Raw genomic sequence first — 22,837 nt, forward strand, 5'->3', positions numbered from 1 at the left:
TCAGCGTGCCAGTGCCTGTTGAAACGAGCTGTCGATGATCCCCGCCGTGGCCAGCGGAGCCGGCAGCGCCTTGACCTTGAACAGAAAGTCGGCGGTGCTTTGCAGATCGGCGGCAGCCTGTTGATCGACCGGGCCGACCGTCATGTGCGCCTGGCGTAACCAGTGCCGCGAAACCTGCTGATCGAGGTTGGCTTTCTTCGCCCACAGGTCGGCGTATTCGTCGGTGTGGCTGTCGACCCAGGCCCGGGCCTGCTTCAGGCGCCCGAGGAAATCGGCGATCGCTTCACGCTTGCTGTCGATGGACGGCGCCGAGGCCGCAATCGCGCTCAAGCCCGGCATCAGGTTTTTCGCCGTGAGAATCGGCCGCGCACCCGAGAACACGATCTGCTGGGAAATGTAGGGTTCCCAGACCGGGAACGCATCGATGCTGCCTTGTGGTAGCGCGGCGGCTGCATCAATCGGCATCAATTTGACGAAGTCGACGTAATTCTCCGGCAAACCGCCCTGCTCCAGCGCCCGCAAGGTCAATTGCTGACTCCAGGCTCCCGGCCAGTAGGCGACCTTCTTGCCCTTCAGGTCCTCAATGGTTTTCACCGGAGAATCCTTGGGCACCAACAGGGCGATGGTGTCCGGGTTCTGTCGCGACACACCGATCAGTTTCACCGGCGCCTGTTTGGCAGCCAGGAACAAAAATCCCGAATCCCCCAGAAAACCCAGATCCAGCGACCCGGTCTGCAACGCTTCGGCCAACGGCGCGGCGGCCTGGAAATGTTTCCAGTCGACCGTGTAAGGCGCGTCCTTCAACACGCCGGACGCTTCTATGGACGCGCGGATGTTGTAGTAATTCTGGTCGCCGACGTGCAGGACCAAGGGTTCGGCAGCGTAGGTCAATGGCGTGGCAAACAGTGCGCTGGCCAACGCGGCGCGTAGGAAACGTGAGAGCTTCATGGCGAGTCCTGCAGAAGGGATTTTTATAGACCATAACGCTCTTACAAATCAGATTTAAAATTCGATTAGCGCATAAGCTCAGCACCTTCCCGCCGCACTGTTGGCCGAGCAACAGTGGCTCGGCACAGTGTTCTCCCCGCAACACTTCAAACCTGCAAAACCGGCGTTAGACCCCGTAAATACGGGAAAAAGCGCACATGGCACAGAGCCTGCAATATTCCATTCATGCAGGAAGCATTCGATAAAAATATCTTTTTGGACATAAGAATCTGTTGCCTTGCCGGAGCGTGCCCATGAAATCCCTCTTACCGTTTTCCCGCGTCAAAACGCTGCTCGCGGCCTGCGCAGTAGCCCTGAGCCTGCAACCGCTCGCCCACGCTGCCGAAGCGCCGCCGGCCGAAGTGCATCTGGATTACGCCTATTACTCGCCGGTCAGCCTGGCGCTCAAACACCTGGGCTACCTGGAAAAAGCCCTGCCCCAGAGCAAAGTCAGCTGGGTGCTGAGCCAGGGCAGCAACCGCTCGCTGGAATACCTCAACAGCGGCGGCGTGGATTTCGCCTCGTCGGCCAGCCTCGCTGCCGTGCTCAGCCGGGCCAATGGCAGCCCGATCAAATCGGTCTACGTTTACAGCCGCGCCGAATGGACCGCGCTGGTGGTGCGCAAGGACTCGCCGATCCAGTCCGTCGGCGACCTCAAGGGCAAGAAAATCGCCGCCACCAAAGGCACCGATCCGTACCTGTTCACCCTGCGCACCCTGCAACAGGCCGGGCTGAAAAAGGACGACGTGGAACTGGTGCACCTGCAACATCCGGACGGCCGCACCGCCCTGGAGAAAGGCGATGTCGACGCTTGGGCCGGCCTCGATCCGCACATGGCCGCCAGTCAGGTGCAGGCCGGTTCGCGCCTGCTGTACCGCAATCGCGACTTCAACAGCTACGGCGTGGTCAGCGTTACCGAGCAATACGCCAGGCAGCACCCGCAAACCATCGACACCGTGATCAAGGCCTATGAGCAGGCCCGCGAGTGGTCGGTGAAGAACCCCGAAGAACTGGCCAAGTTGCTCGCCAGCGAATCCGGTCTGCCGCTGGATGTGGCCAAGCTGCAACTGTCGCGCACCGACCTGAGCAGCCCGCAACTGACCGCCAAGGACGTGCTGGCGTCGAAAGCCGCCGCGCCGATTCTGGTCTCCGAAGAGCTGGTGCGCCGTGGGGTGAATGTCGATCAGGTCATCGATCAGTTGATCGACACCGGTTTCCAGCAAGTCGCCGCCGCCCAGTAACCGATCAGGCTCACAACAAATCCGCGCCCGTCGCGGATTTGTCGTGAGCGGAGAACCGTCCATGAGCAACGACTTTCCCGCCCGCCTCGCCTTGTCGGCCCCACGCCGAAAACCCTTTCCGTTGAATCCACTCTGGCGCCGGCGCCTTAAAGGCCTGGCGCTGCCACTGCTGATCGTGATCGCCCTGGAATTTATCGTACGCATCGGCTGGCTGCCGTCCTACCAGATGCCCGCGCCGAGTGAGATCGCCCTGACCCTCACCGATCTGGCCGAAGGTGCCTTGTGGAAACACATCGGCGCCAGCCTGATTCGCGTGCTGCTGGGGTTTGCCATCGGCGCGAGTCTGGCGCTGGTGTTTGCCGCGTGGGTCGGCCTCAGCCGCGAAGCCGAGGCCTATCTGGAACCGACCTTCGCCGCGCTGCGTTCGATTCCCAGCTTGGCCTGGGTGCCGCTGTTGCTGCTGTGGCTGGGGATCGACGAGACCTCGAAAATTGTCCTGATCGCCATCGGTGCGTTCTTCCCGGTGTACGTCAACGTGGTCGCGGCGATCCGCAACATCGACCGCAAACTGGTGGAGGTCGGGCACATCTATGGTTTCAGTCCGCTGCAACTGGTCAGACGAATTCTGCTGCCTGCTGCCCTGCCCGGCCTGTTCACCGGATTGCGCAGCGGCATGAGCCTGTCGTGGATGTTTCTGGTCGCGGCCGAACTGATCGCGGCGACCAAAGGGCTGGGCTACCTGCTCAGCGACGGTCGCGAAACTTCGCGGCCGGACATCGTGCTGGCCGCGATCATCGTCCTGGCGCTGCTGGGCAAACTCAGCGACGGCCTGCTGGCCATACTGGAACGCCGCTGGCTGGTCTGGCGCGACGCGTTCACCGGCCAGGGCAGCAAGGATTGAACCGTGCAACTAAGCTCAAACCTTCAGGCAGCTGTTCGCCGGAGGGTCGGCCAATGTGCGGAAGACTGTCGCAATACCGGGGCATCCACGATTTCGTCGCGGTGCTGAGCATTCCCGATGCGCTGATCAATCACGTCGGCGACGCACCGCTGGCGCATTACAACGCTGCACCCACGACGTCGCTGGCGATCCTCCATCAACACGAACAACGGCTATACGCCGACAATCTGCGCTGGGGCTGGCGTCCGCACTGGGCCAAGGATCGCGCCGCACCGATCAACGCGCGGCTGGAAAAAGTCGCACACGGGCCGTTCTTTCGAGCGATCTGGCGTAATCGGCTGATCGTGCCGGTCGACAACTGGTTCGAGTGGGTCGATGCCCCCGACAAAAGCCGACAGCCCTGGCTGATTCGTCGCGCCGATCATCAACCGGTTTTCTGTGCCGCCATCGGCCAGTTTCCGACACCCGGCGAACCTCCACGGGAAGACGACGGCTTCGTCATCATCACCGCCAACAGCGAAGGCGGCTTGCTCGATGTGCATGACCGGCGCCCGATCGTGCTGTGCGCCGATCGGGTGCACGAATGGCTCGATCCCGCCACGCCCACCGAACGCGCCGAGCAGATGCTGCTGTTCGAAGCCGAACCCAGCGAAGCGTTCCAATGGCACAAAGTCGGCAAAGCGGTGGGCAACTCCCGCAATCAGGGCGCGGAATTGATTGAAGCGGTGACGTAAATAAATGCCGGTGCGGTGCGTTATCAAGAACAGGAATCCACGAATTGAATCCTGCGCGTTACACGCGGTGTTTCATTCGCGAAACAGGGAGCTGAAACAGTCGTTTGAGTGAACTAACCGCCTGTCTGACATTTCAATCGTCATACATACTTTTAGAAACACTACGGATAGCATGCGCGCCGCATTTCCTATTGGCATACCAGTTGACCAAAGAGTCAGCAAAACCAGGAATACCCCACAAACTAACAAGCCTTGCAGAGAATTAAGTTGCGCGACGATTTTGCAATCAAACAGGTCACAGGCCTGGAGTGTATTCATCTGTCTACGACAGAACGCTTTCAACTCGACTGTTTTATCGGCCACTACATAAAGACTCGAAACCTGCGTGACGTACCCGATATCGACCGCATCCTGCGCGCCACCCTCGAAAACTATCCCTGCCACCCGCCGGTGATGGTCAACGAGCTGAATGCCTGGATCGACAAGACCTTGGGTTATCGGGCCTCCCACCCCGATTTCACGCAGCTGGAAGATCTTTGATAAAACGAAAAGCCCCGCAATCGCGGGGCTTTTCGTTGTGGCGTTCAGGGTTTCAGCGGGCGTTCCTGATCACGGTCGGACAACTCGCGGCTGTCGTCATGCTTCCAGGTCTGCTCCTTGTGTTTCTCCCGCTCGAGCTCTTCTTCGCTCGGCTCGTCATCTTTTTCGGGACGTTTCTGCTCGATTGCCATGTTCACCTCGCTAATGGAATTCATCCATTAAGCGTAGAACTTAAAGCCACCAGCGCAATAGAAAGAAGAACGCCATGCTCAATAGCATGCTGAGCAATGTATTACGCGTGTAGATCACCAGGCCGATTGCCACTAGTGAACTCAGCAGATAAGGGTTATCCCACTGCAGATTCAGTTGTTTGTCCGGCATGAATACAATCGGCCCGCAAATCGCGGTCAACATCCCCGGCACGGCAAACCCGAGAAACTGCCGCGCGTTACTGCTCAAACGCACCGGCAGGCGCGGTTCGAGAAACACGTAACGGTTGAGGAACACCAGAATCCCCATGCCGAAAATCACTGCCCAGACCATCATGTGCGCTCCCGATACAGCTTGTTGCAGATAAACCCGGCGATCATGCCGGCCAGGCCCGACAGCACCAGCGCCGAACCCCATTGCCAGTAGCTGAACAGCACCGAGCAGAACAGCGACACCGCTACGCAGACCACCGTCGGCACATTGCGCACCACCGGGGTGATCAGGGCGATGAAGGTCGCGGCAATCGAGAAGTCCAGCCCCAGATGCTCAAGCCCCGGAATGCTGCTGCCGAGCACGATGCCGGCCAGGGTGAAGAGGTTCCAGGCGATGTAAAACGTCAGACCCACGCCCAAGGCGTACCAGCGGTTGAACTGCTGACGATCATGCTGACTGGTCAGCGCGAACAGTTCATCAGTGAGCAAAAAGCCCAGACCGATACGCCAGCGCCCCGGCAACGGCGAAATCACGTGGCGCATGCTCATTCCATAAAGCAGATGCTGCGAAGTCAGCAGCAGCGTGGTCAGCAGAATCGAGAAAATCCCCGCGCCGCCCTTGAGCATGCCGATCGCCACCAATTGCGCAGCGCCGGCGAACACGATGCTCGACAGGCCCTGCCCTTGCAGCGGCGTGAGGTTGGCTTCAATCGCCATGGAGCCGGCCAACAGCCCCCACGGCGCCGTCGCCAGCGATAACGGCATGATCGCCGCGGCTCCGCGAAGAAAGGCACTGCGCGGCATTAATGAGTCAGACATAACACGCTTCAACCGTGAGACAAGACCCCGGACTCTGCCAGCAAATGCCCGTGGGTGGCTTGAACAATCTTGCGCAGTTGGCGCAAATCCTTCCTTCCGTCAGTCGTTTACCGGCGTAACATGACAACCATTCACACACGCGTCAGGGAGACGACATGCTGTATCGAATAGCCGCCGACGGGCTGGTGCTGTTTCATTTGCTGTTCATTTTGTTTGTGCTGTTCGGCGGGCTGCTGGTGCTCAAGTGGCCGCGGCTGATCTGGCTGCATTTGCCGGCGGCGGCCTGGGGTGTGGCGGTCGAGGTGTTGCACCTGACCTGTCCGCTGACCTATTGGGAAAACCTGATGCGCCACGCTGCAGGACAAACCGAATACGCGGGTGGCTTCATCGAGCATTACATCTGGCCGATCATCTACCCGGCCGGGCTGACGCCGCAGATTCAATTGGTGCTGGGCAGCGTGGTGCTGGTAGTCAACCTGCTGGTGTACGGGCGCCTGATTCGCCGCTGGAAACTCCGGCGCGCCGCACGCATTCCGTTCTAGCGCGCTTTCAAGGTTTCCAGCCAGGCCGGATCGAGGCGCGTCTGATCGGTGTCCAGACCGAGCGCCTCCATCCGCGTCTTGTGCGCTTCGACTTCCCGGTGCAATTGCGCGTGATCGCTGGAGTTACCGTCCAGTTCATGCATCTGGGTCAGCCCCAGGTGATAGAAACGCAGCACCTTCATCGCCACCGGATCACCCTTCTCCACCGCTGCCGTCACCTGATGCATCACGTTGGTGACGCTCATCAGGCTGCGCTTGAGCCGCCAGCCGTACACCGCCGGGGCCATCCAGGTCTGGTTCCAGAAACGCCCGCGCAGCAACGCCGCTGTCAGCAGAAATGCGCCAAACACCCCGCCGACATTGAACCGCAGGTTATCCCCGCCCGGCTCGCCGAACAGCGCCACCGCCGCCGTCGAAAACGCCATCGCCAGCACCAGAAACAGCACCGCGATGATCAGCGTGCTGCGCCGGGTCTGCTGGCGATAAGTGATGGCATCGATCGGTTGAATCTCGAACATCGCGACAGGCTTCCATGGCTTGAAATAAAAAGAGGCCGGCGCATTATCGCCTCTGAGGCGGATTTAGCTATGCTGGAGCGCCTTTTCATCTTTTCAAAGTCCAACGGGGACATGGCGATACCACGCAGATCGTGCCATCTTCATTCATGGATACACACTATTCGGATGCCATTGGCCATGCCGGCAATGACATCGTTTTAAGGATCACTGCATGACCCAACGACACGTAATCAATGCCTCGGTCAGCCCAAAAGGCAGCCTCGAAACCCTTTCCCAACGTGAAGTTCAGCAACTGAGCCAGGCCGGAACCGGCAGCACCTACACCCTCTTTCGCCAGTGCGCCCTGGCCATCCTCAATACCGGCGCCCATGTCGACAACGCGAAAACCATTCTGGAAGCCTACAAGGACTTCGAAATCCGCATCCACCAGCAGGATCGCGGCGTGCGCCTGGAACTGCTGAACGCCCCGGCCGACGCCTTCGTCGACGGCGAAATGATCGCCAGCACCCGGGAAATGCTGTTCAGCGCCCTGCGCGACATCGTCTACACCGAAAACGAACTCGACGCCCTGAGCATCGACCTCAGCACCTCCCAGGGCATCAGCGACTACGTCTTCCACCTGCTGCGCAACGCGCGCACCCTGCGCCCGGGCGTCGAGCCGAAAATCGTCGTGTGCTGGGGCGGCCACTCGATCAACACCGAAGAATACAAATACACCAAGAAAGTCGGCCACGAACTGGGCCTGCGCAGCCTCGACATCTGCACCGGTTGCGGTCCCGGCGTGATGAAAGGCCCGATGAAAGGCGCGACCATCGCCCACGCCAAACAGCGGATTCACGGTGGCCGTTACCTCGGTCTGACCGAACCGGGCATCATCGCCGCCGAAGCGCCGAACCCGATCGTCAACGAGCTGGTGATCCTGCCGGACATCGAAAAACGCTTGGAAGCCTTCGTCCGCGTCGGCCACGGCATCATCATCTTCCCGGGCGGCGCCGGCACCGCCGAAGAATTCCTGTACCTGCTGGGCATCCTGATGCACCCGGACAACGCCGGCCTGCCGTTCCCGGTGATTTTGACCGGGCCGAAACATGCCGCGCCATACCTGGAACAACTGGACGCCTTCGTCACCGCCACCCTCGGCGAAGCGGCGAAAAAGCACTACGAAATCATCATCGACGACCCGGCCGAAGTGGCGAGGCAGATGACCGCGGGCCTGAAGGCCGTGAAGCAGTTCCGCCGCGAACGCGCCGACGCGTTCCACTTCAACTGGCTGCTGAAGATCGACGAAGGCTTCCAGCGCCCGTTCGATCCGACCCACGAAAACATGGCCAACCTCAAGCTGCACCGCGACCAGCCACCTCATGAACTGGCGGCCAACCTGCGCCGCGCGTTCTCCGGGATCGTCGCCGGCAACGTCAAGGACAAGGGCATTCGCCTGATCGAGGAACACGGGCCGTACCAGATCCGTGGCGACGCCGCGATCATGCAGCCGCTCGATCTGCTGCTCAAAGCCTTCGTCGCCCAGCACCGGATGAAACTGCCGGGCGGCGCGGCGTATGTGCCGTGCTATCGCGTGGTGTCCTGACCCGAAGCGACCAGCCCGAAGCGCAACGCTTCGGGCACTCCTTATAAAAAGAGCGAACCATGGATCACATCAACCACATCCTGATCGTCGACGATGACCGCGAGATCCGCGAGCTGGTCGGCAATTACCTGACCAAGAACGGCCTGCGCAGCACCGTGGTCGCCGATGGCCGGCAGATGCGCAGTTTTCTGGAAGCCAACACGGTCGACCTGATCGTGCTCGACATCATGCTCCCCGGCGATGACGGGCTGGTGCTGTGCCGCGAACTGCGCGCCGGCAAGCACAAGGCGATCCCGATCCTGATGCTCACCGCCCGCGACGACCAGACCGACCGCATCCTCGGCCTGGAAATGGGTGCCGACGATTACCTGACCAAACCCTTCGCTGCCCGCGAATTGCTGGCGCGGATCAACGCCGTGCTGCGCCGCACGCGAATGCTGCCACCCAATCTGCTGATCACCGAAACCGGGCGCCTGCTCGCGTTCGGCCGCTGGCGCCTGGACACCACCGCCCGCCACCTGCTCGATGAAGACGACACCATGGTCGCTCTCAGTGGCGCCGAGTATCGCCTGCTCCGGGTATTTCTCGATCATCCGCAACGGGTGCTCAGCCGCGACCAGTTGCTCAATCTGACTCAGGGTCGCGACGCCGACCTGTTCGACCGCTCCATCGATTTGCTGGTCAGTCGCCTGCGTCAACGTCTGCTGGACGACTCTCGCGAGCCGACCTACATCAAGACCGTGCGCAACGAGGGTTATGTTTTCTCCTTCGCCGTGGAGATGCACGCCGAATCCTGACGGATTTGTATCACTCTGTATAAATTCGCCGCGCAGATACGTAACCCGTGTTTTCGGGCCGTAACACCACATATCAGCGATACACCCTCGCGTTTGAATGAACCCACCAGAAAGCACTGGTTCATTCATCTCAAACGCAAGGAGAAGCACCATGTTCAAGTCCTCGAAATCCCTGGTACTCGCAATCAGCCTGCTCAGCGGCCTGGCCCTGGCCGACCTGGCATCCGCCAGCTCCCAACCGCTGGTTGCCGAATACGGCTCGGAAAACCTGCAGAAGGATCGCGTTGCCGAAGGTGGCGCGGATCGCTTGCAGGAACTGCGTGAACGCGTCGCTGAAGGCGGTGCCGACCGCTTGCAGGAACTGCGTGAACGCGTAGCCGAAGGCGGTGCTGACCGTTTGCAAGAGTTGCGCGAACGCGTCGCTGAAGGTGGCGCCGACCGCTTGCAGGAACTGCGCGAGCGTTCGGCCCGCAGCGTACTGGTCGCCGAGAACCGTCCCGAGTTCGGTTCGAAGTACCAGCGCTACTGATCGTATGTACCCGCCGTTGTCGATTCCTGCCGGGGGCGCTCTGCCCCCGCAGCGTTCACTACCGATAAGCCTTGTTCTCTGACACAAAAGCCCCGCTGTTTCCCCACGACAGCCGTCATGGCTCGTACTAAGCTGCGCGATTGATTTGTTCAGGGACGATCCATGAAACGATTTGCCGCCTGTCTGCTGTCCATGCTGGCCCTGACGGCCACCGCGGCGGATCTGCAACTGCTCACCGACAACCATCCGCCCCTGCATTTCATGCAAGGTAATCAGCTCGCAGGATTCGGTGTTGACGTGGTGCAGGCCCTGGCGACCCAGACCGGCGACCGCATCCATCTGCAACAAGTCCCGCTGCTGCGCGCCCTGCGCATGGCCAGCGACACGCCCGACACCGGCGTATTCACCGTGCTGCGTACCGACGACCGCGACGATCGCTATCAATGGGTCGGGCCGCTGATCGAAGTCGAAACCGCGCTGTACGCCCGCGACAATCTCCAGCCTCCCGTGCACAGCCTGCGTGAAGCCGATCACCTGGGCCGGATCACCGTGCCGCGCAAATGGCTGGTCTACAGCTACCTGCAAGGGCAAGACCTGAACAACCTCTACGGCGTCGAAACCCCGGAGCAGATGATGCGACTGTTCAGCCTGGGGCGTACCGATTTCGTGGTCTCCGATACCTGGTCCAAGGCCGCCCTTGCCCGCGAGCAAGGCATGGAGCCGGGACGCTTGCAGTACCAGATCCCGTTGATGAAACAGAACACCTACATTGCCTTTTCGCCGCAGACCGATCCGAAACAGGTCGCACGCTGGCAGCAGGCGCTGGATACATTCCGGGCCGACGGCCGTCTGGAGCAGCTGCGCCAGCGCTGGCTGAGCAATACCCTACCGCGCTGATCAGGCATCAACGCCTTCGATAACGACTATGCGCAAGGGTGTTTTCACATCAAAACCCTCCAGCACTAGAGTGGGCTCCATCTTCTCCCCACTCTCTGGAGCAACATCATGAAAGACATCATCGCACTCGGCTTCATCGTTTCCCTGATCGGCGCCACCTCCGCCATAGCAGCCCCACACGCCAGCACCCCGGTTGTCGCGTCGGCGACCGTTGGCCAGTCGGGCACCCTGAACGTCGACACCGTCAGCATCGATGCCGAACACAAGGGCAACCTCAACCTGCAACAAAACGCTGAACAGGCCAAGCTGTACGTCGCAGAAAACCGCCCGGAATTCGGTTCCAAATATCAGCGCTACTGAGTGATAGGTTTGAGCTGCCAGAAACAGGAAACCCCGCCGAAGCGGGGTTTCCTGCATTTGGGTATCAGCGAACCAATCGCGCGGCCAGTGCCTTGGCCTGCGACGCGACATCGGTGACAGCGGTGCTTTCCCACCACATGCCACGCAGCGGCGGGCCCATGGCGAACAGGCGGTTCGAGACCCGGCCCTCTTCATCCAGCACAGCACCGTCCACTGCGGCCTCGATCCCCAACGCCAACGGTCCCGGTCGAACCAGGCCGCGCGCCAACAACTGCTGCGGCAAAGGTCGCGCGACCCGGCGCCAGTCGTATTCGATGCCGCTGGAGTTGATCAACGCCGCGCCTTGCACTACTCGGGTTTCAGCCTCGCCGCGAGGACGAATGCGGATACTCACGCCCTCGCCCGATACCGGCTCAAGTCCCTTGTAAGACGCAGCATGAATGCGCAATCGCCCTTCCCGGTGCAGACGCTCGACCAATTCAGCGCTCAGCGGTGGCGAACGATGGTGATGACTTTCCCACCACGGCCGGACATGCCGCACGAATTGCCGGCGCTGCACATCGCTGGCCTGACTCCATAACCGGCCAATGTGCGCACGCACGGTGTCGAGCGGCGCCTGCCAGTCAATGCCTTGAGCGATGGCGTCGCGACAATGTCGGCGCAATTCGCGCAGTAACTGCCTTGGCGTGCGAATGCTGTAATCCTCGGCAAGGAAGTCCACCCACGCGGGCGGTTGCCGACGCACATGGGGCAACAGCCCATGCCGGGAAAACACCTCGATCGGCCCGCGATGCCCGGCCTGCTCCAGCGACACCACGGCATCGACCATGGTCAGGCCGGAGCCGATGATCAGCACCGTTGATTGCGGATCGAGTTGACGCATGGCCGAGACATCCCACGGATCGAGCGCCGCCGCGTTGAGACCGCTGGATTCTTTTTGCGGGGTGCGGGCAGCCGGGAACATCCCAGTTGCCAACACGGCAAAAGCGCCGTGCAGTTGCTGGCCGTCATTCAAGGTGAGCTGCACGGAATCGCTGGAGGCCTGAACATCGACCACTTCGGCGCGCACATGCTCGACCGTCGAACCGTGTTGCGCGCCCACCTGCTGCGCTTCGGCCAGACGCTGCTGCACGTAAACGCCAAACAGCCCCCGTGGCGGAAACAGTTCGCTGACCGGCACATGCTGCTGATCCGACTCGGGCCAGCCACCACCAGCGATGTGATCGGTCAGCCATTGAGTCAGGTCATCGGCATTGTCCGGGTCAACGCTCATCCGCGCTGCGTTGCCATTGAGCGTGTGGCCCAGCTCCACCGCGCTGTACGCTTCGCCCCGGCCCAGTTCGGCCCGGGGCTCGATCACCAGAATCTTTCTGCGCCCCGGCAAACGCAGCAATTGCACCGCCAGCATCGTGCCGCTGAGGCCGCCGCCGACAATCAGGATGTCGGCGTGACTGACAGACGTGGTCGAATGCTCATTTGAAACCTCATTCATGCGGTTTTCACCGTTCGCAAAGGAGTGAATGAGGGTAATACCATCGCTGATAGCTCTCAGGAAGCTATTGGCGGCAACTTAATTAAACAAAGCCAAAACCGAAGACACAGAAAATGCCTGGTCGACATCAATCGAGCCGGGCATTTCGGGGGGAGTCTCCTGCTGACTGTGTTTTACTGTTTAATTACAAAATCTTTCTTCTCGGATTCCTCAGAATTACCGAATTGGTCCTCGGCCTTGTAATAAAACGGTGTCACACCAATATCCGCGAAGTCCAATAAAACACTCTTCGGTATTGGAAATCTGGTTTCACCGGAGAGATTGAGTGGTACTTGAGCGATACTCTTACCGCCGGCATTAACATCTGCCCTATCTCCTTGCGCCGGGTTTGGTAAGGGGGAGATCACGCCAGTAGCGTGAGAGCCAATTTTCGAAAGTTCGACAACTCCTTTTCCATCAGCTTCTAAGATTTGCATGGGACCCAACATAAGTTAATTCCTTTCAGTTGATTTTCGTTAAAGTCGCTTCGTGCTCGACAGGCATAACCTGCCGTGACCCGCGCTCCTGCTTATTAGGAGCGGCTACCCAATCAACGTCTACTGTCAGAAATTACAGGTTCCTTGCTTTGTCCGACGAGTGGTCTCATCACATTCCTCATAGCTGAACACCCATCGACATCTAGACCGACGCGAATTTTTTCTCCTGCCGATGCAGCTCGCCGAGGTTTCGATAGCCACTGCCCGGATGAATCTCCGGCAGTCTCGGCCCTTTGCCAAACAGCTTCTCGCGCAAGGTCCCCGGCGCGTACTCGGTTTTGTAGACACCGCGCTTCTGCAACTCCGGCACCAGCAATTCGACGGCATCGATGAAGGTTTCGTGGGTCAGCGCGTAGGCCAGGTTGAAGCCGTCGACGTCGGTTTCGTCGACCCATTCCTGCAACAGGTCCGCCACCGTTTCCGGGCTGCCGACGAACAACGGGCCGAAGCCGCCGATGCCGACCCAGTCAGCCAGTTCGTTGGGGGTCCAGACCTTGTTCGGATCCGCCGTGGAAAACGCCTCGACCGCCGATTGAATGGCGTTGGTGTGCACGTGCTTCAGGGGTTCGTCCGGTTTGAAACGGCTGAAATCGATGCCGGTCCAGCCGGAAATCAACGCCATCGCGCCTTCGTAGCTGACCCAGGATTTGTATTCTTCGAACTTAGCTTTGGCCTTGGCGTCGGTCTCGCCGAGGATCACGGTTTGCAGGTTGAAGATCAGGATCTTCGACGGATCGCGCCCGGCCTCGGCGGCGCGGCGGCGAATGTCGGCCACGGTTTTCTTCAGCAGCACTTTCGACGGGGCAGCGACAAAAACGCATTCGGCATGCTCGGCGGCAAACTGCTTGCCCCGGCTGGAAGCTCCCGCCTGGTAGAGAACCGGCGTGCGCTGCGGCGACGGCTCGCAGAGGTGAATGCCCGGCACCTGGAAGTGTTTACCGTGATGGCGGATCTCGTGGATCTTGCTCGGGTCACTGAAAATCCGCCGCTCGCGATCCCGCAGGATCGCACCCTCTTCCCAACTGCCTTCCCAGAGTTTGTAGCAGACCTCCAGGTATTCCTCGGCGAAGTCGTAGCGCGCGTCGTGTTCGGTCTGGGCTTGCTGGCCGATGTTCTTCGCGCCGCTCTCCAGATAAGAGGTGACGATGTTCCAGCCGGCCCGGCCCTTTGTCAGGTGATCGAGGGTCGACAGGCGTCGGGCGAATGGATACGGATGTTCGAAGGACAACGACGCGGTCAGGCCGAAACCCAGGTGTTCGGTGACCAGCGCCATCGGCGGGATCAGTTGCAACGGATCGTTGACCGGCACCTGCGCCGCCTGCCGGATGGCTGCTTCGCCATTGCCGTTGTACACGTCGTAGATGCCCAGCACGTCGGCGATGAACAGGCCGTCGAACTTGCCGCGCTCGAGGATTTTCGCCAGTTCGGTCCAGTACTCCAGATCCTTGTACTGCCACGAGCGGTCCCGAGGGTGAGCCCACAGGCCCGGCGACTGGTGACCGACGCAGTTCATGTCGAAGGCGTTGAGACGAATTTCGCGGGGCATCAGATGGCACTCCCGATTGTCAGGAGGCGTTTGAAGGTGTGAATTGAGGCGGTCATGTGAGGCGACTCCGTGGTTTCCGGATGAGGATCCAGAACCCATAGCAGGAGTCGTGCCTGAATATATTTTCTTTATTTATCAATAGATTGAGATAACAACTTAAAGCAGTCTGCACGCAGGATGGAGCAAACTGTTTATCCGCTGTCGGCCATGCAACAGTCAGATCACCACATTGCGCACGAAGCGCGCGGCCACTTCCCCGTCATTGCGATAGGTGTGCGGCTGGTTGCTGGCGAACATGAAAAACTCCCCGGCCGCGATGCGCTGGGGTTGATCGCCGAGCATCAGCGTCAGGCAGCCCTCGAACACGAAAATCTGCTCGCTCCAGCCTTCGGCGTCCGGTTGCGAGGGATAGACCTCGCCCGGTTGCAGGCACCATTCCCACTGTTCAACCGCACGGGTGGCGTTGGCCTTGGACAGTAAAACGGCTTTGCTGCCGGGGATGCTGCCAGCCCAGGCCAGTTCGTTGATACGGCCGGGATCGCGGTTGTCAGGCGCCTGGATCAGATCGCTGAAGGCCACTTCGAGAGCTTCGGCGACGCGATCGAGGGTGGTCAGGCTGACGTTCTTTTCGCCAGCCTCGATGGCCACCAGCATTCGCCGGCTGACCCCGGACTTTTCCGCGAGGGCCGTCTGGCTCATGTCGGCGGCATGGCGCAGGCGCCGGACGTTCTGGCTGACGTGTTGCAGGACCGAAGCCCGTTGTACAGAATCTTTGTGCACTATATTGCTCACTGGCTGGGGTTGGGCAGTATACTGCGCAACATTTGGCGCATTGTGCGTCCCCTCCTTAAAAGTGCGCAAGGTCATGACGTCAGCCAACTCCCCCAAAACTCCCCTGCGTTTTTCCCGGTTCAGCAAAGCCGAGTGCGTGCTGGTGCTGATCACCATGCTCTGGGGCGGCACCTTTCTGCTGGTGCAGCACGCGATGACCGTCAGCGGTCCGATGTTTTTCGTCGGCCTGCGCTTTGCCGCCGCAGCTGGCATTGTTTCGCTGTTCTCCTGGAAACACCTGCGGGAACTGACCCTGTTCGAACTCAAGGCCGGCGCCTTTATCGGCGTGGCGATCCTGCTCGGTTATGGCTTGCAGACTGTCGGTTTGCAGAGCATTCCCAGCAGTCAGTCGGCGTTCATCACCGCGCTTTACGTGCCGTTCGTGCCACTGTTGCAATGGCTGGTTCTCGGCCGGCGCCCGGGTTTGATGCCGAGCATCGGCATCATGCTGGCGTTTACCGGGCTGATGCTGCTCTCCGGGCCGTCCGGTGCTTCGCTGAATTTCAGCCCCGGTGAAATCGCCACGCTGATCAGCGCCATCGCGATAGCGGCCGAAATCATCCTTATCAGTAACTATGCCGGGCAAGTCGATGTGCGCCGGGTAACCGTGGTGCAGCTGGCGACGACTTCGGTGCTGTCGTTTTTGATGGTGGTGCCGACCGGCGAGGCGATTCCGGATTTCTCGTGGCTGCTGCTGAGTACGGCTCTGGGCCTGGGCGCGATGAGTGCGGCAATTCAGGTGGCGATGAACTGGGCGCAGAAAAGTGTTTCGCCGACCCGCGCGACCTTGATCTACGCCGGTGAACCAGTCTGGGCCGGGATCGTCGGTCGTATCGCAGGAGAGCGTCTCCCAGCGATTGCACTGGTGGGCGCAGGACTGATCGTGGCGGCGGTGATCGTCAGTGAATTGAAGACCAAAGGCAAAGAGACACAAACGGTCACGGAAGAATTGGAGCACGAGACCGAAGGCTAAACGGGGTTTTACGGCTACTTTGTAGGATTCAGAGACATCCTCGCGTTTGGCGATCCGGGAGCTGGCACGTATGATGCTTCACAAACTTCCGCAGATTAGAAGCCTATGTCCCTGATAGTTCTACTGCTTCTGCCTTTTCTGGGCAGCTGTCTGGCAGCCGTGCTGCCGCACAACGCACGTAACGCCGAATCCCTGCTGGCAGGTCTGGTCGCACTGATCGGCACTGTCTCGGTCGCGATGCTGTACCCGCAGATCGCCCACGGCGGCGTGATTCGCGAAGAATTCACATGGCTGCCCAGCCTGGGTCTGAACTTCGTCCTGCGCATGGACGGCTTCGCCTGGCTGTTCTCGATGCTGGTGCTGGGCATCGGCACCCTCGTTTCTTTATATGCCCGTTATTACATGTCGCCGGACGATCCGGTGCCGCGTTTCTTCGCGTTCTTTCTGGCGTTCATGGGCGCCATGCTCGGGCTGGTGATCTCCGGCAACCTGATCCAGATCGTGTTCTTCTGGGAGCTGACCAGCCTCTTCTCGTTCCTGTTGATCGGCTACTGGCACCACCGCCACGACGCGCGCCGCGGCGCCTACATGGCGTTGATGGTTACCGGCGCGGGAGGATTGTGCTTGCTGGCAGGGGTCATGATCCTCGGCCATGTGGTCGGCAGCTATGACCTGGACAAGGTCCTGGCCGCCGGCGATCTGATTCGCGCACATGCCCTCTACCCCATCCTGCTTCCCCTCATTCTTATCGGCGCTCTCAGTAAAAGCGCCCAGTTCCCCTTCCACTTCTGGCTGCCGCACGCAATGGCGGCACCCACACCGGTTTCGGCGTACCTGCACTCGGCGACCATGGTCAAGGCCGGGGTTTTCCTGCTGGCCCGGCTGTGGCCGTCGCTGTCCGGCAGCGAAGAATGGTTCTACATCGTCAGCGGCGCCGGTGCCGCCACGCTATTGCTCGGCGCGTACTGCGCAATGTTCCAGAACGATCTCAAGGGACTGCTGGCCTACTCGACCATCAGCCATCTCGGCCTGATCACGCTGCTGCTGGGCCTGAACAGTCCGCTGGCCGCCGTGGCGGCGGTGTTCCACATTCTCAACCACGCGACCTTCAAAGCCTCGCTGTTCATGGCCGCCGGGATCATCGACCACGAAAGCGGCACCCGCGACATCCGCAAGCTCAACGGCCTGTTCAAACTGATTCCGTTCACCGCCACCCTGGCGATGGTGGCCAGTGCGTCCATGGCCGGCGTGCCGCTGCTCAACGGTTTCCTGTCGAAAGAAATGTTCTTTGCCGAAACCGTGTTCATCAACGCCACCGCCTGGGTTGAAACCAGCCTGCCGATCGTCGCGACCATTGCCGGGATGTTCAGCGTTGCCTACTCGCTGAGATTCACCGTCGACGTGTTCTTCGGCCCGACTGCCACCGACCTGCCGCACACCCCGCACGAACCGCCGCGCTGGATGCGTGCGCCGGTCGAGTTGCTGGTCTTCACCTGTTTGCTGGTGGGGATTTTCCCGGCACAAGTTGTAGGCCCATTGCTGGCCGCTGCCGCCTTGCCGGTGGTGGGTGGCGTGCTGCCGGAGTACAGCCTGGCGATCTGGCACGGCCTCAATGCACCGATGATCATGAGCCTGATCGCCATGTCCGGCGGCATCGTGCTGTATCTGCTACTGCGCAACCAGCTCAAGCGCGGCCGCTTCAAGTATCCGCCGCTGGCGGGCCGCCTCAACGGCAAGCGAATGTTCGAGCGCAGTCTGGTTGCGATGATGCGTCTGGCCCGGCGGGTGGAGCGGCGGATCGGCACCAAGCGTCTGCAAGCCCAGCTGTTCCTGATGGTGTTGGCGGCAGTGCTGGCCGGCCTGATCCCGATGCTGCACAGCAGTCTGAGCTGGGGCGATCGGCCGAAGATTCCTGGCTCGATCGTATTCGTGACCCTGTGGCTGCTGGCAATCGCCTGCGCCCTCGGCGCCGCATGGCAAGCCAAGTATCACCGTCTCGCCGCCCTGACCATGGTCAGCGTCTGCGGCCTGATGACGTGCGTGACCTTCGTCTGGTTCTCGGCACCGGATCTGGCCCTGACGCAACTGGTGGTCGAAGTGGTGACCACGGTGCTGATCCTGCTCGGCCTGCGCTGGCTGCCACGGCGGATCGAAGAGGTTTCGCCGTTGCCAAGCAGCCTGCGCAAGGCGCGGGTACGGCGTCTGCGCGACTTGCTGCTGTCGATTGCCGTCGGCGGCGGCATGGCGCTGCTGTCCTACGCCATGCTGACCCGGCAGACGCCGAACGACATTTCCTCGTTCTACCTGAGCCGTGCCCTGCCCGAGGGCGGCGGCAGCAACGTGGTCAACGTGATGCTGGTGGATTTCCGTGGTTTCGACACCCTTGGCGAAATCACCGTGCTCGCTGCCGTAGCCCTGACTGTGTTCGCCCTGCTGCGTCGCTTCCGCCCACCGAAAGAAAGCCTGCAACTGCCGGCCCAGCAGCGCTTGCTCGCCCCCGACGTGGTCACCGATCTGGTCAACCCGCGCTCGGCCAGCGACACCGCGCTCGGCTTCATGATGGTGCCGGCGGTGCTGGTGCGCCTGCTGCTGCCGATTGCGCTGGTGGTGTCGTTCTATCTGTTCATGCGCGGGCACAACCAGCCAGGTGGCGGCTTCGTCGCCGGCCTGGTGATGTCGGTGGCGTTCATCCTGCAATACATGGTCGCCGGCACCCAGTGGGTCGAGGCGCAAATGAGCCTGCGACCGCTGCGCTGGATGGGCACCGGCCTGCTGTTCGCCACCGTCACCGGTCTCGGGGCGATGGCGGTCGGCTATCCGTTCCTCACCACCCACACCTGGCATTTCAGCTTGCCATTGCTGGGTGACATCCATATCGCCAGCGCGCTGTTCTTCGATATCGGCGTCTACGCCGTGGTGGTCGGCTCGACCTTGCTGATCCTCACCGCCCTCGCCCACCAATCGGTCCGGGGCCACAAAACCGCTGCCGCCAAAGGAGCCGTCTGATGGAAGAAGTCATCGCAATCGCCATCGGCGTACTCGCCGCGTCCGGGGTCTGGCTGATCCTGCGGCCACGGACCTTCCAGGTGGTGATGGGCCTGTGCCTGCTGTCCTACGGCGTCAACCTGTTCATCTTCAGCATGGGCAGCCTGTTCATCGGCAAGGAGCCGATCATCAAGGACGGCGTGCCGCAGGATCTGCTCAACTACACCGACCCGCTGCCCCAGGCGCTGGTGCTGACGGCCATCGTCATCAGCTTCGCCATGACCGCATTGTTTCTGGTGGTGTTGCTGGCCTCACGGGGCCTGACCGGCACCGACCACGTTGACGGAAGGGAGCCCAAGGAATGACGGCGATGACTCACCTGATCGCCGCACCGATCCTGCTGCCGCTGCTGACCGCCGCCATCATGCTGATGCTCGGCGAGAAGCACCGACCGCTGAAGGCGAAAATCAACCTGTTCTCCAGCCTCCTGGGCCTCGGCATCTCGGTGATGCTGCTGCAATGGACCCAGACCACCGGCGTGCCCGGATCCATCGGCGTGTACCTGCCGGGCAACTGGCAGGTACCGTTCGGCATCGTGCTGGTGGTCGATCGCCTGTCGGCGCTGATGCTGGTGCTGACCGGAATCATCGGCGTCAGCGCCCTGCTGTTCGCCATGGCCCGTTGGGACGGCGCCGGGTCGAGTTTCCACGCGTTGTTCCAGATTCAGTTGATGGGCCTTTACGGTGCATTCCTGACCGCGGACCTGTTCAACCTGTTCGTGTTCTTCGAGGTCCTGCTCGCGGCGTCCTACGGCCTGTTGCTTCATGGCTCGGGCCGGGCGCGGGTGTCGTCGGGGCTGCATTACATTTCGATCAACCTGCTGGCGTCGTCGCTGTTCCTGATCGGCGCGGCGTTGATCTACGGTGTGACCGGCACCCTGAACATGGCAGATCTGGCCCTGAAGATCCCGCTGGTGCCGGAAGCAGACCGTGGCCTGTTGCACGCCGGCGCGGGGATTCTGGCCGTGGCGTTCCTGGCCAAGGCCGGCATGTGGCCGCTGAATTTCTGGCTGGTGCCGGCCTACTCGTCGGCCAGCGCGCCGGTGGCGGCGATGTTCGCCATCATGACCAAGGTCGGCGTCTACACCCTTTTACGTCTGTGGACGCTGCTGTTCTCGGGCCAGGCCGGTGCTTCGGCGTATTTTGGTGGTGACTGGCTGATCTACGGCGGCATGGCCACCATGGCCGGCGCAGGCGTGGCGATCATTGCCGCGCAACGTCTGGAACGCATGGCCAGCCTGAGCATTCTGGTGTCCGCGGGGATCCTGCTGTCGGCCGTGGGTTTCGCCCAGCCGAACCTGATCGGCGCCGCGCTGTTCTATCTGGTCAGCTCGACCCTGGCGTTGAGCGCGCTGTTCCTGCTGGCCGAGTTGATCGAGCGTTCGCGCACCGCCATCGAAGTGCCGCTGGAAGACGAAAACGAACTGCTGCCGCGTCCGCAGGAGTGGCAACGTCCGGTCAAGGGCATCAACCTCGACGACGAGCAGAAAGCCGTGGTCGGTCAGGTGATTCCATGGACCATGGCGTTCCTCGGCCTGAGCTTCATTGCCTGCGCGCTGCTGATCATTGGCATGCCGCCACTGTCCGGTTTCATCGGCAAGCTGAGCCTGATCGGCGCCCTGCTCAACCCGCTGGGCCTCGGCGCGGGCGAACCGATCTCGAATGCCGCCTGGGCGTTGCTGGCCTTGCTGATCCTTACCGGGCTCGGCTCGCTGATGGCGTTCTCGCGTCTGGGGATCCAGCGCTTCTGGTCGCCAGAGGAGCGACCATCGCCGCTGCTGCGCAAACTGGAATGCACGCCGATTTTCCTGCTGCTCGGCCTGAGCATCGCGCTGACCTTCAAGGCTGAACCGCTGCTGCGTTACACCCAGGCAGCGGCCGACGCTCTGAACAATCCGCAGCAATACGTGATGGCGGTACTCGGCACCCGTGCCGTGCCGAGCCCGGAAGCCAAGGCTGCGCTGCTGGAGGTACAACCATGAAGCGTCTGTTTCCTGCTCCGTGGTTGTCGCTTGCGCTGTGGTTGCTGTGGCTGGTGCTGAACCTGTCGGTCAGCCCGGGCAACCTGCTGCTGGGTGCCGTACTCGGTTTCTGCGCCCCGCTGATGATGCGCAAACTGCGCCCGCAGCGGATTCACATCCGCCGTCCCGGCACTATCCTGCGATTGTTTCTGCTGGTCGGGCGCGATGTGATCGTCTCGAACCTTCAGGTGGCCTGGGGCGTACTCAATGCCGGTCGTCGGCCGCTTCGTTCACGCTTCATCAAAGTGCCGCTGGACCTGCGCGATGCCAACGGTCTGGCGGCGCTGTCGATGATCTGTACGGTCGTGCCCGGCACGGTGTGGTCGGAGCTGGCGCTGGATCGCAGCATTCTGTTGCTGCACGTCTGGGATCTGGATGACGAGGCGCAATTCATCCAGCACTTCAAGGTCACTTACGAGCGGCCGTTGATGGAGATTTTCGAATGAGCCCGCTGCTGTCGAATGCGATTCTGCTGACGCTGTTCCTGTTTTCCCTGGCCATGGTCCTCACGCTGGTGCGCCTGTTCAAAGGCCCGTCGGCGCAGGACCGGGTACTGGCGCTGGATTACCTGTACATCGTCGCCATGCTGATGATGCTGACCCTGGGGATTCGTTATTCCAGTGACACCTACTTCGAAGCGGCGCTGCTGATCGCGCTGTTCGGCTTCGTCGGCTCGTTTGCCCTGGCGAAATTCCTCCTGCGTGGCGAGGTGATCGAATGAACGCTGAACTGTCTCTCTGGGTGGAAATCCCGGTGGCGATCCTGCTGGTCCTCAGCGGCGTGTTCGCCCTGATCGGCGCGACCGGCCTGCTGCGGATGAAAGATTACTTTCAGCGCATGCACCCGCCGGCGCTGGCCTCGACCCTCGGCGCGTGGTGCGTGGCGCTGGCATCGATCATCTGTTTTTCCGCGCTCAAGTCCGGGCCGGTGCTGCACGCATGGCTGATCCCGATTCTGCTGTCGATCACCGTGCCGGTGACCACCCTGCTCTTGGCGCGGGCGGCGTTGTTCCGTAAACGCATGGCCGGCGATGATGTGCCGGCCGAGGTGAGCAGCCGGCGTACTGAAACCGGCAGCTAGATCCAGGCGACAGCCAACAGCCCGGCTCCCAATATCAGACACAGCGGCGAGTAAACCCAAGTGTCGAGCCGGGCAAACCGCGACCCCTTCACTTCCTTGAAAAACCCCACCAGCTCCGAATCGCCGATCGCCCGCGCAAACATCAGCAGCGCAATCGCGCTGATCACCCATTGCAGCGCCCAGTGATGCACGGCGGGCAGCCACCACCCCACTCGCATACACACCAGTGCGGCAATCAGTAGCAGGGCTGCCGCCACCACCAGCGTGATCCAGCCTGACGGCTTGAACGCCGGCCTGAGCGTCAGCCCGCCGTTGTCCACCGGAACCTGCGGCACCACCGCCACAGCCGCCCACTGTCCACCCATCGCCCAGTACACATGCATCAGGCTGATCACCGCAAATATCGTCACCAGCCATTGAGCCAACACAAAGGTCATGGTCG

The 22,837-nt window shown here is 61.2% G+C and carries 27 protein-coding genes; 17 read left to right on the plus strand and 10 right to left on the minus strand.

Going from position 1 to position 22,837, the window contains the following annotated elements; all coding sequences use genetic code 11:
* On the minus strand, positions 1 to 948 hold the full coding sequence (locus ABTV87_RS16910) for an ABC transporter substrate-binding protein (RefSeq protein WP_433897974.1): 948 nt from the start codon (positions 946 to 948) through the stop codon (positions 1 to 3).
* Positions 949 to 1,241: 293 nt separating this feature from the next.
* Here ABTV87_RS16910 and ABTV87_RS16915 point away from each other — a divergent pair, with 293 nt between their 5' ends.
* The 4 genes from ABTV87_RS16915 (at position 1,242) to ABTV87_RS16930 (ending at position 4,403) form a co-directional block, all read left to right on the plus strand.
* Positions 1,242 to 2,228 carry an aliphatic sulfonate ABC transporter substrate-binding protein gene (locus ABTV87_RS16915; RefSeq protein ID WP_085602940.1) on the plus strand — a complete coding sequence of 329 codons (987 nt, stop codon included), beginning with the start codon at positions 1,242 to 1,244 and terminating at the stop codon, positions 2,226 to 2,228.
* Between the two features lie 61 nt (positions 2,229 to 2,289).
* Positions 2,290 to 3,129, plus strand: coding sequence for an ABC transporter permease (locus ABTV87_RS16920; RefSeq protein ID WP_433897975.1), 840 nt, complete (start codon positions 2,290 to 2,292; stop codon positions 3,127 to 3,129).
* Between the two features lie 53 nt (positions 3,130 to 3,182).
* Positions 3,183 to 3,863, plus strand: coding sequence for an SOS response-associated peptidase (locus tag ABTV87_RS16925; RefSeq protein WP_221534357.1), 681 nt, complete (start codon positions 3,183 to 3,185; stop codon positions 3,861 to 3,863).
* 267 nt (positions 3,864 to 4,130) lie between these two features.
* A complete protein-coding gene (locus ABTV87_RS16930) occupies positions 4,131 to 4,403 on the plus strand; it encodes a hypothetical protein (protein WP_041475322.1) in 273 nt (90 codons plus the stop codon).
* Between the two features lie 44 nt (positions 4,404 to 4,447).
* Here the strand turns inward: ABTV87_RS16930 and ABTV87_RS16935 are convergent, their stop codons facing one another.
* From ABTV87_RS16935 to ABTV87_RS16945, 3 genes are read right to left on the minus strand one after another with little or no spacing between them, the layout of a single operon-like run.
* The gene (locus tag ABTV87_RS16935) at positions 4,448 to 4,594 is read right to left on the minus strand and encodes a hypothetical protein (RefSeq protein ID WP_258711893.1); all 147 of its coding nucleotides are present in this window, start codon (positions 4,592 to 4,594) and stop codon (positions 4,448 to 4,450) included.
* A gap of 40 nt (positions 4,595 to 4,634) precedes the next feature.
* On the minus strand, positions 4,635 to 4,946 hold the full coding sequence (locus tag ABTV87_RS16940) for an AzlD domain-containing protein (RefSeq protein WP_164872179.1): 312 nt from the start codon (positions 4,944 to 4,946) through the stop codon (positions 4,635 to 4,637).
* The gene (locus ABTV87_RS16945; protein WP_221534353.1) at positions 4,946 to 5,644 is read right to left on the minus strand and encodes an AzlC family ABC transporter permease; all 699 of its coding nucleotides are present in this window, start codon (positions 5,642 to 5,644) and stop codon (positions 4,946 to 4,948) included. The genes ABTV87_RS16940 and ABTV87_RS16945 overlap by 1 nt, the downstream gene beginning before the upstream one ends.
* Positions 5,645 to 5,799: 155 nt before the next feature.
* On the opposite strand from ABTV87_RS16945, the gene ABTV87_RS16950 reads away from it, so the two are divergent.
* The gene (locus ABTV87_RS16950; RefSeq protein ID WP_433897976.1) at positions 5,800 to 6,186 is read left to right on the plus strand and encodes a DUF2784 domain-containing protein; all 387 of its coding nucleotides are present in this window, start codon (positions 5,800 to 5,802) and stop codon (positions 6,184 to 6,186) included.
* Here ABTV87_RS16950 and ABTV87_RS16955 read toward each other — a convergent pair.
* Positions 6,183 to 6,704, minus strand: coding sequence for a DUF3087 domain-containing protein (locus tag ABTV87_RS16955; RefSeq protein WP_433897977.1), 522 nt, complete (start codon positions 6,702 to 6,704; stop codon positions 6,183 to 6,185). The genes ABTV87_RS16950 and ABTV87_RS16955 overlap by 4 nt on opposite strands.
* Before the next feature lie 211 nt (positions 6,705 to 6,915).
* Here ABTV87_RS16955 and ppnN point away from each other — a divergent pair, with 211 nt between their 5' ends.
* The 5 genes from ppnN (at position 6,916) to ABTV87_RS16980 (ending at position 10,872) form a co-directional block, all read left to right on the plus strand.
* On the plus strand, positions 6,916 to 8,289 hold the full coding sequence (ppnN, locus tag ABTV87_RS16960) for a nucleotide 5'-monophosphate nucleosidase PpnN (RefSeq protein ID WP_007950520.1): 1,374 nt from the start codon (positions 6,916 to 6,918) through the stop codon (positions 8,287 to 8,289).
* Positions 8,290 to 8,348: 59 nt separating this feature from the next.
* Positions 8,349 to 9,086: a response regulator gene (locus ABTV87_RS16965; RefSeq protein ID WP_433897978.1), complete on the plus strand. Its 738-nt coding sequence runs from the start codon at positions 8,349 to 8,351 to the stop codon at positions 9,084 to 9,086.
* 151 nt (positions 9,087 to 9,237) lie between these two features.
* On the plus strand, positions 9,238 to 9,615 hold the full coding sequence (locus ABTV87_RS16970) for a hypothetical protein (RefSeq protein WP_085602932.1): 378 nt from the start codon (positions 9,238 to 9,240) through the stop codon (positions 9,613 to 9,615).
* 162 nt (positions 9,616 to 9,777) lie between these two features.
* Positions 9,778 to 10,512 (plus strand): substrate-binding periplasmic protein, encoded by a 735-nt coding sequence (locus ABTV87_RS16975; protein ID WP_433897979.1) that lies wholly within the window; start codon positions 9,778 to 9,780, stop codon positions 10,510 to 10,512.
* A gap of 108 nt (positions 10,513 to 10,620) precedes the next feature.
* Positions 10,621 to 10,872 carry a hypothetical protein gene (locus ABTV87_RS16980; RefSeq protein WP_085602928.1) on the plus strand — a complete coding sequence of 84 codons (252 nt, stop codon included), beginning with the start codon at positions 10,621 to 10,623 and terminating at the stop codon, positions 10,870 to 10,872.
* A gap of 64 nt (positions 10,873 to 10,936) precedes the next feature.
* On the opposite strand, the gene ABTV87_RS16985 is transcribed toward ABTV87_RS16980, so the two are convergent.
* The 4 genes from ABTV87_RS16985 to ABTV87_RS17000 form a co-directional block, all read right to left on the minus strand.
* Entirely contained in the window at positions 10,937 to 12,364 is a 1,428-nt protein-coding gene (locus tag ABTV87_RS16985) for an FAD/NAD(P)-binding protein (protein WP_221534348.1), read from the minus strand.
* Between the two features lie 173 nt (positions 12,365 to 12,537).
* Positions 12,538 to 12,852, minus strand: a complete 315-nt coding sequence (locus ABTV87_RS16990; protein ID WP_433897980.1) for a hypothetical protein — start codon at positions 12,850 to 12,852, stop codon at positions 12,538 to 12,540.
* A gap of 190 nt (positions 12,853 to 13,042) precedes the next feature.
* Positions 13,043 to 14,446, minus strand: coding sequence for an LLM class flavin-dependent oxidoreductase (locus ABTV87_RS16995; protein ID WP_221534345.1), 1,404 nt, complete (start codon positions 14,444 to 14,446; stop codon positions 13,043 to 13,045).
* A 216-nt stretch (positions 14,447 to 14,662) separates the two neighbouring features.
* Positions 14,663 to 15,226: a helix-turn-helix domain-containing protein gene (locus ABTV87_RS17000; RefSeq protein WP_007950529.1), complete on the minus strand. Its 564-nt coding sequence runs from the start codon at positions 15,224 to 15,226 to the stop codon at positions 14,663 to 14,665.
* A gap of 85 nt (positions 15,227 to 15,311) precedes the next feature.
* On the opposite strand from ABTV87_RS17000, the gene ABTV87_RS17005 reads away from it, so the two are divergent.
* The 7 genes from ABTV87_RS17005 to ABTV87_RS17035 all read left to right on the plus strand — a co-directional run bounded on the left by ABTV87_RS17005 (position 15,312) and on the right by ABTV87_RS17035 (position 22,395).
* Positions 15,312 to 16,250 carry a DMT family transporter gene (locus ABTV87_RS17005; RefSeq protein ID WP_221534344.1) on the plus strand — a complete coding sequence of 313 codons (939 nt, stop codon included), beginning with the start codon at positions 15,312 to 15,314 and terminating at the stop codon, positions 16,248 to 16,250.
* Positions 16,251 to 16,355: 105 nt separating this feature from the next.
* Positions 16,356 to 19,256, plus strand: coding sequence for a monovalent cation/H+ antiporter subunit A (locus ABTV87_RS17010; protein WP_221534342.1), 2,901 nt, complete (start codon positions 16,356 to 16,358; stop codon positions 19,254 to 19,256).
* A complete protein-coding gene (locus ABTV87_RS17015) occupies positions 19,256 to 19,600 on the plus strand; it encodes a Na+/H+ antiporter subunit C (protein ID WP_003192163.1) in 345 nt (114 codons plus the stop codon). Before ABTV87_RS17010 ends, ABTV87_RS17015 begins: the two co-directional genes overlap by 1 nt.
* On the plus strand, positions 19,597 to 21,276 hold the full coding sequence (locus tag ABTV87_RS17020) for a monovalent cation/H+ antiporter subunit D (RefSeq protein ID WP_221534341.1): 1,680 nt from the start codon (positions 19,597 to 19,599) through the stop codon (positions 21,274 to 21,276). Before ABTV87_RS17015 ends, ABTV87_RS17020 begins: the two co-directional genes overlap by 4 nt.
* Positions 21,273 to 21,761 carry a Na+/H+ antiporter subunit E gene (locus ABTV87_RS17025; protein WP_007950533.1) on the plus strand — a complete coding sequence of 163 codons (489 nt, stop codon included), beginning with the start codon at positions 21,273 to 21,275 and terminating at the stop codon, positions 21,759 to 21,761. The genes ABTV87_RS17020 and ABTV87_RS17025 overlap by 4 nt, the downstream gene beginning before the upstream one ends.
* Entirely contained in the window at positions 21,758 to 22,036 is a 279-nt protein-coding gene (locus ABTV87_RS17030) for a K+/H+ antiporter subunit F (protein WP_007910754.1), read from the plus strand. The genes ABTV87_RS17025 and ABTV87_RS17030 overlap by 4 nt, the downstream gene beginning before the upstream one ends.
* Positions 22,033 to 22,395, plus strand: a complete 363-nt coding sequence (locus ABTV87_RS17035; protein ID WP_007950534.1) for a Na+/H+ antiporter subunit G — start codon at positions 22,033 to 22,035, stop codon at positions 22,393 to 22,395. Before ABTV87_RS17030 ends, ABTV87_RS17035 begins: the two co-directional genes overlap by 4 nt.
* Here the strand turns inward: ABTV87_RS17035 and ABTV87_RS17040 are convergent.
* The gene (locus ABTV87_RS17040) at positions 22,392 to 22,832 is read right to left on the minus strand and encodes a DUF3995 domain-containing protein (protein WP_007950535.1); all 441 of its coding nucleotides are present in this window, start codon (positions 22,830 to 22,832) and stop codon (positions 22,392 to 22,394) included. The two genes, ABTV87_RS17035 and ABTV87_RS17040, sit on opposite strands and share 4 nt — an antisense overlap.
* Positions 22,833 to 22,837 lie beyond the last annotated feature (5 nt).

It is taken from the genome of Pseudomonas sp. PSE1(2024) (assembly GCF_050990555.1).
GTDB classification, from domain to species: Bacteria; Pseudomonadota; Gammaproteobacteria; order Pseudomonadales; family Pseudomonadaceae; genus Aquipseudomonas; species Aquipseudomonas aphyarum.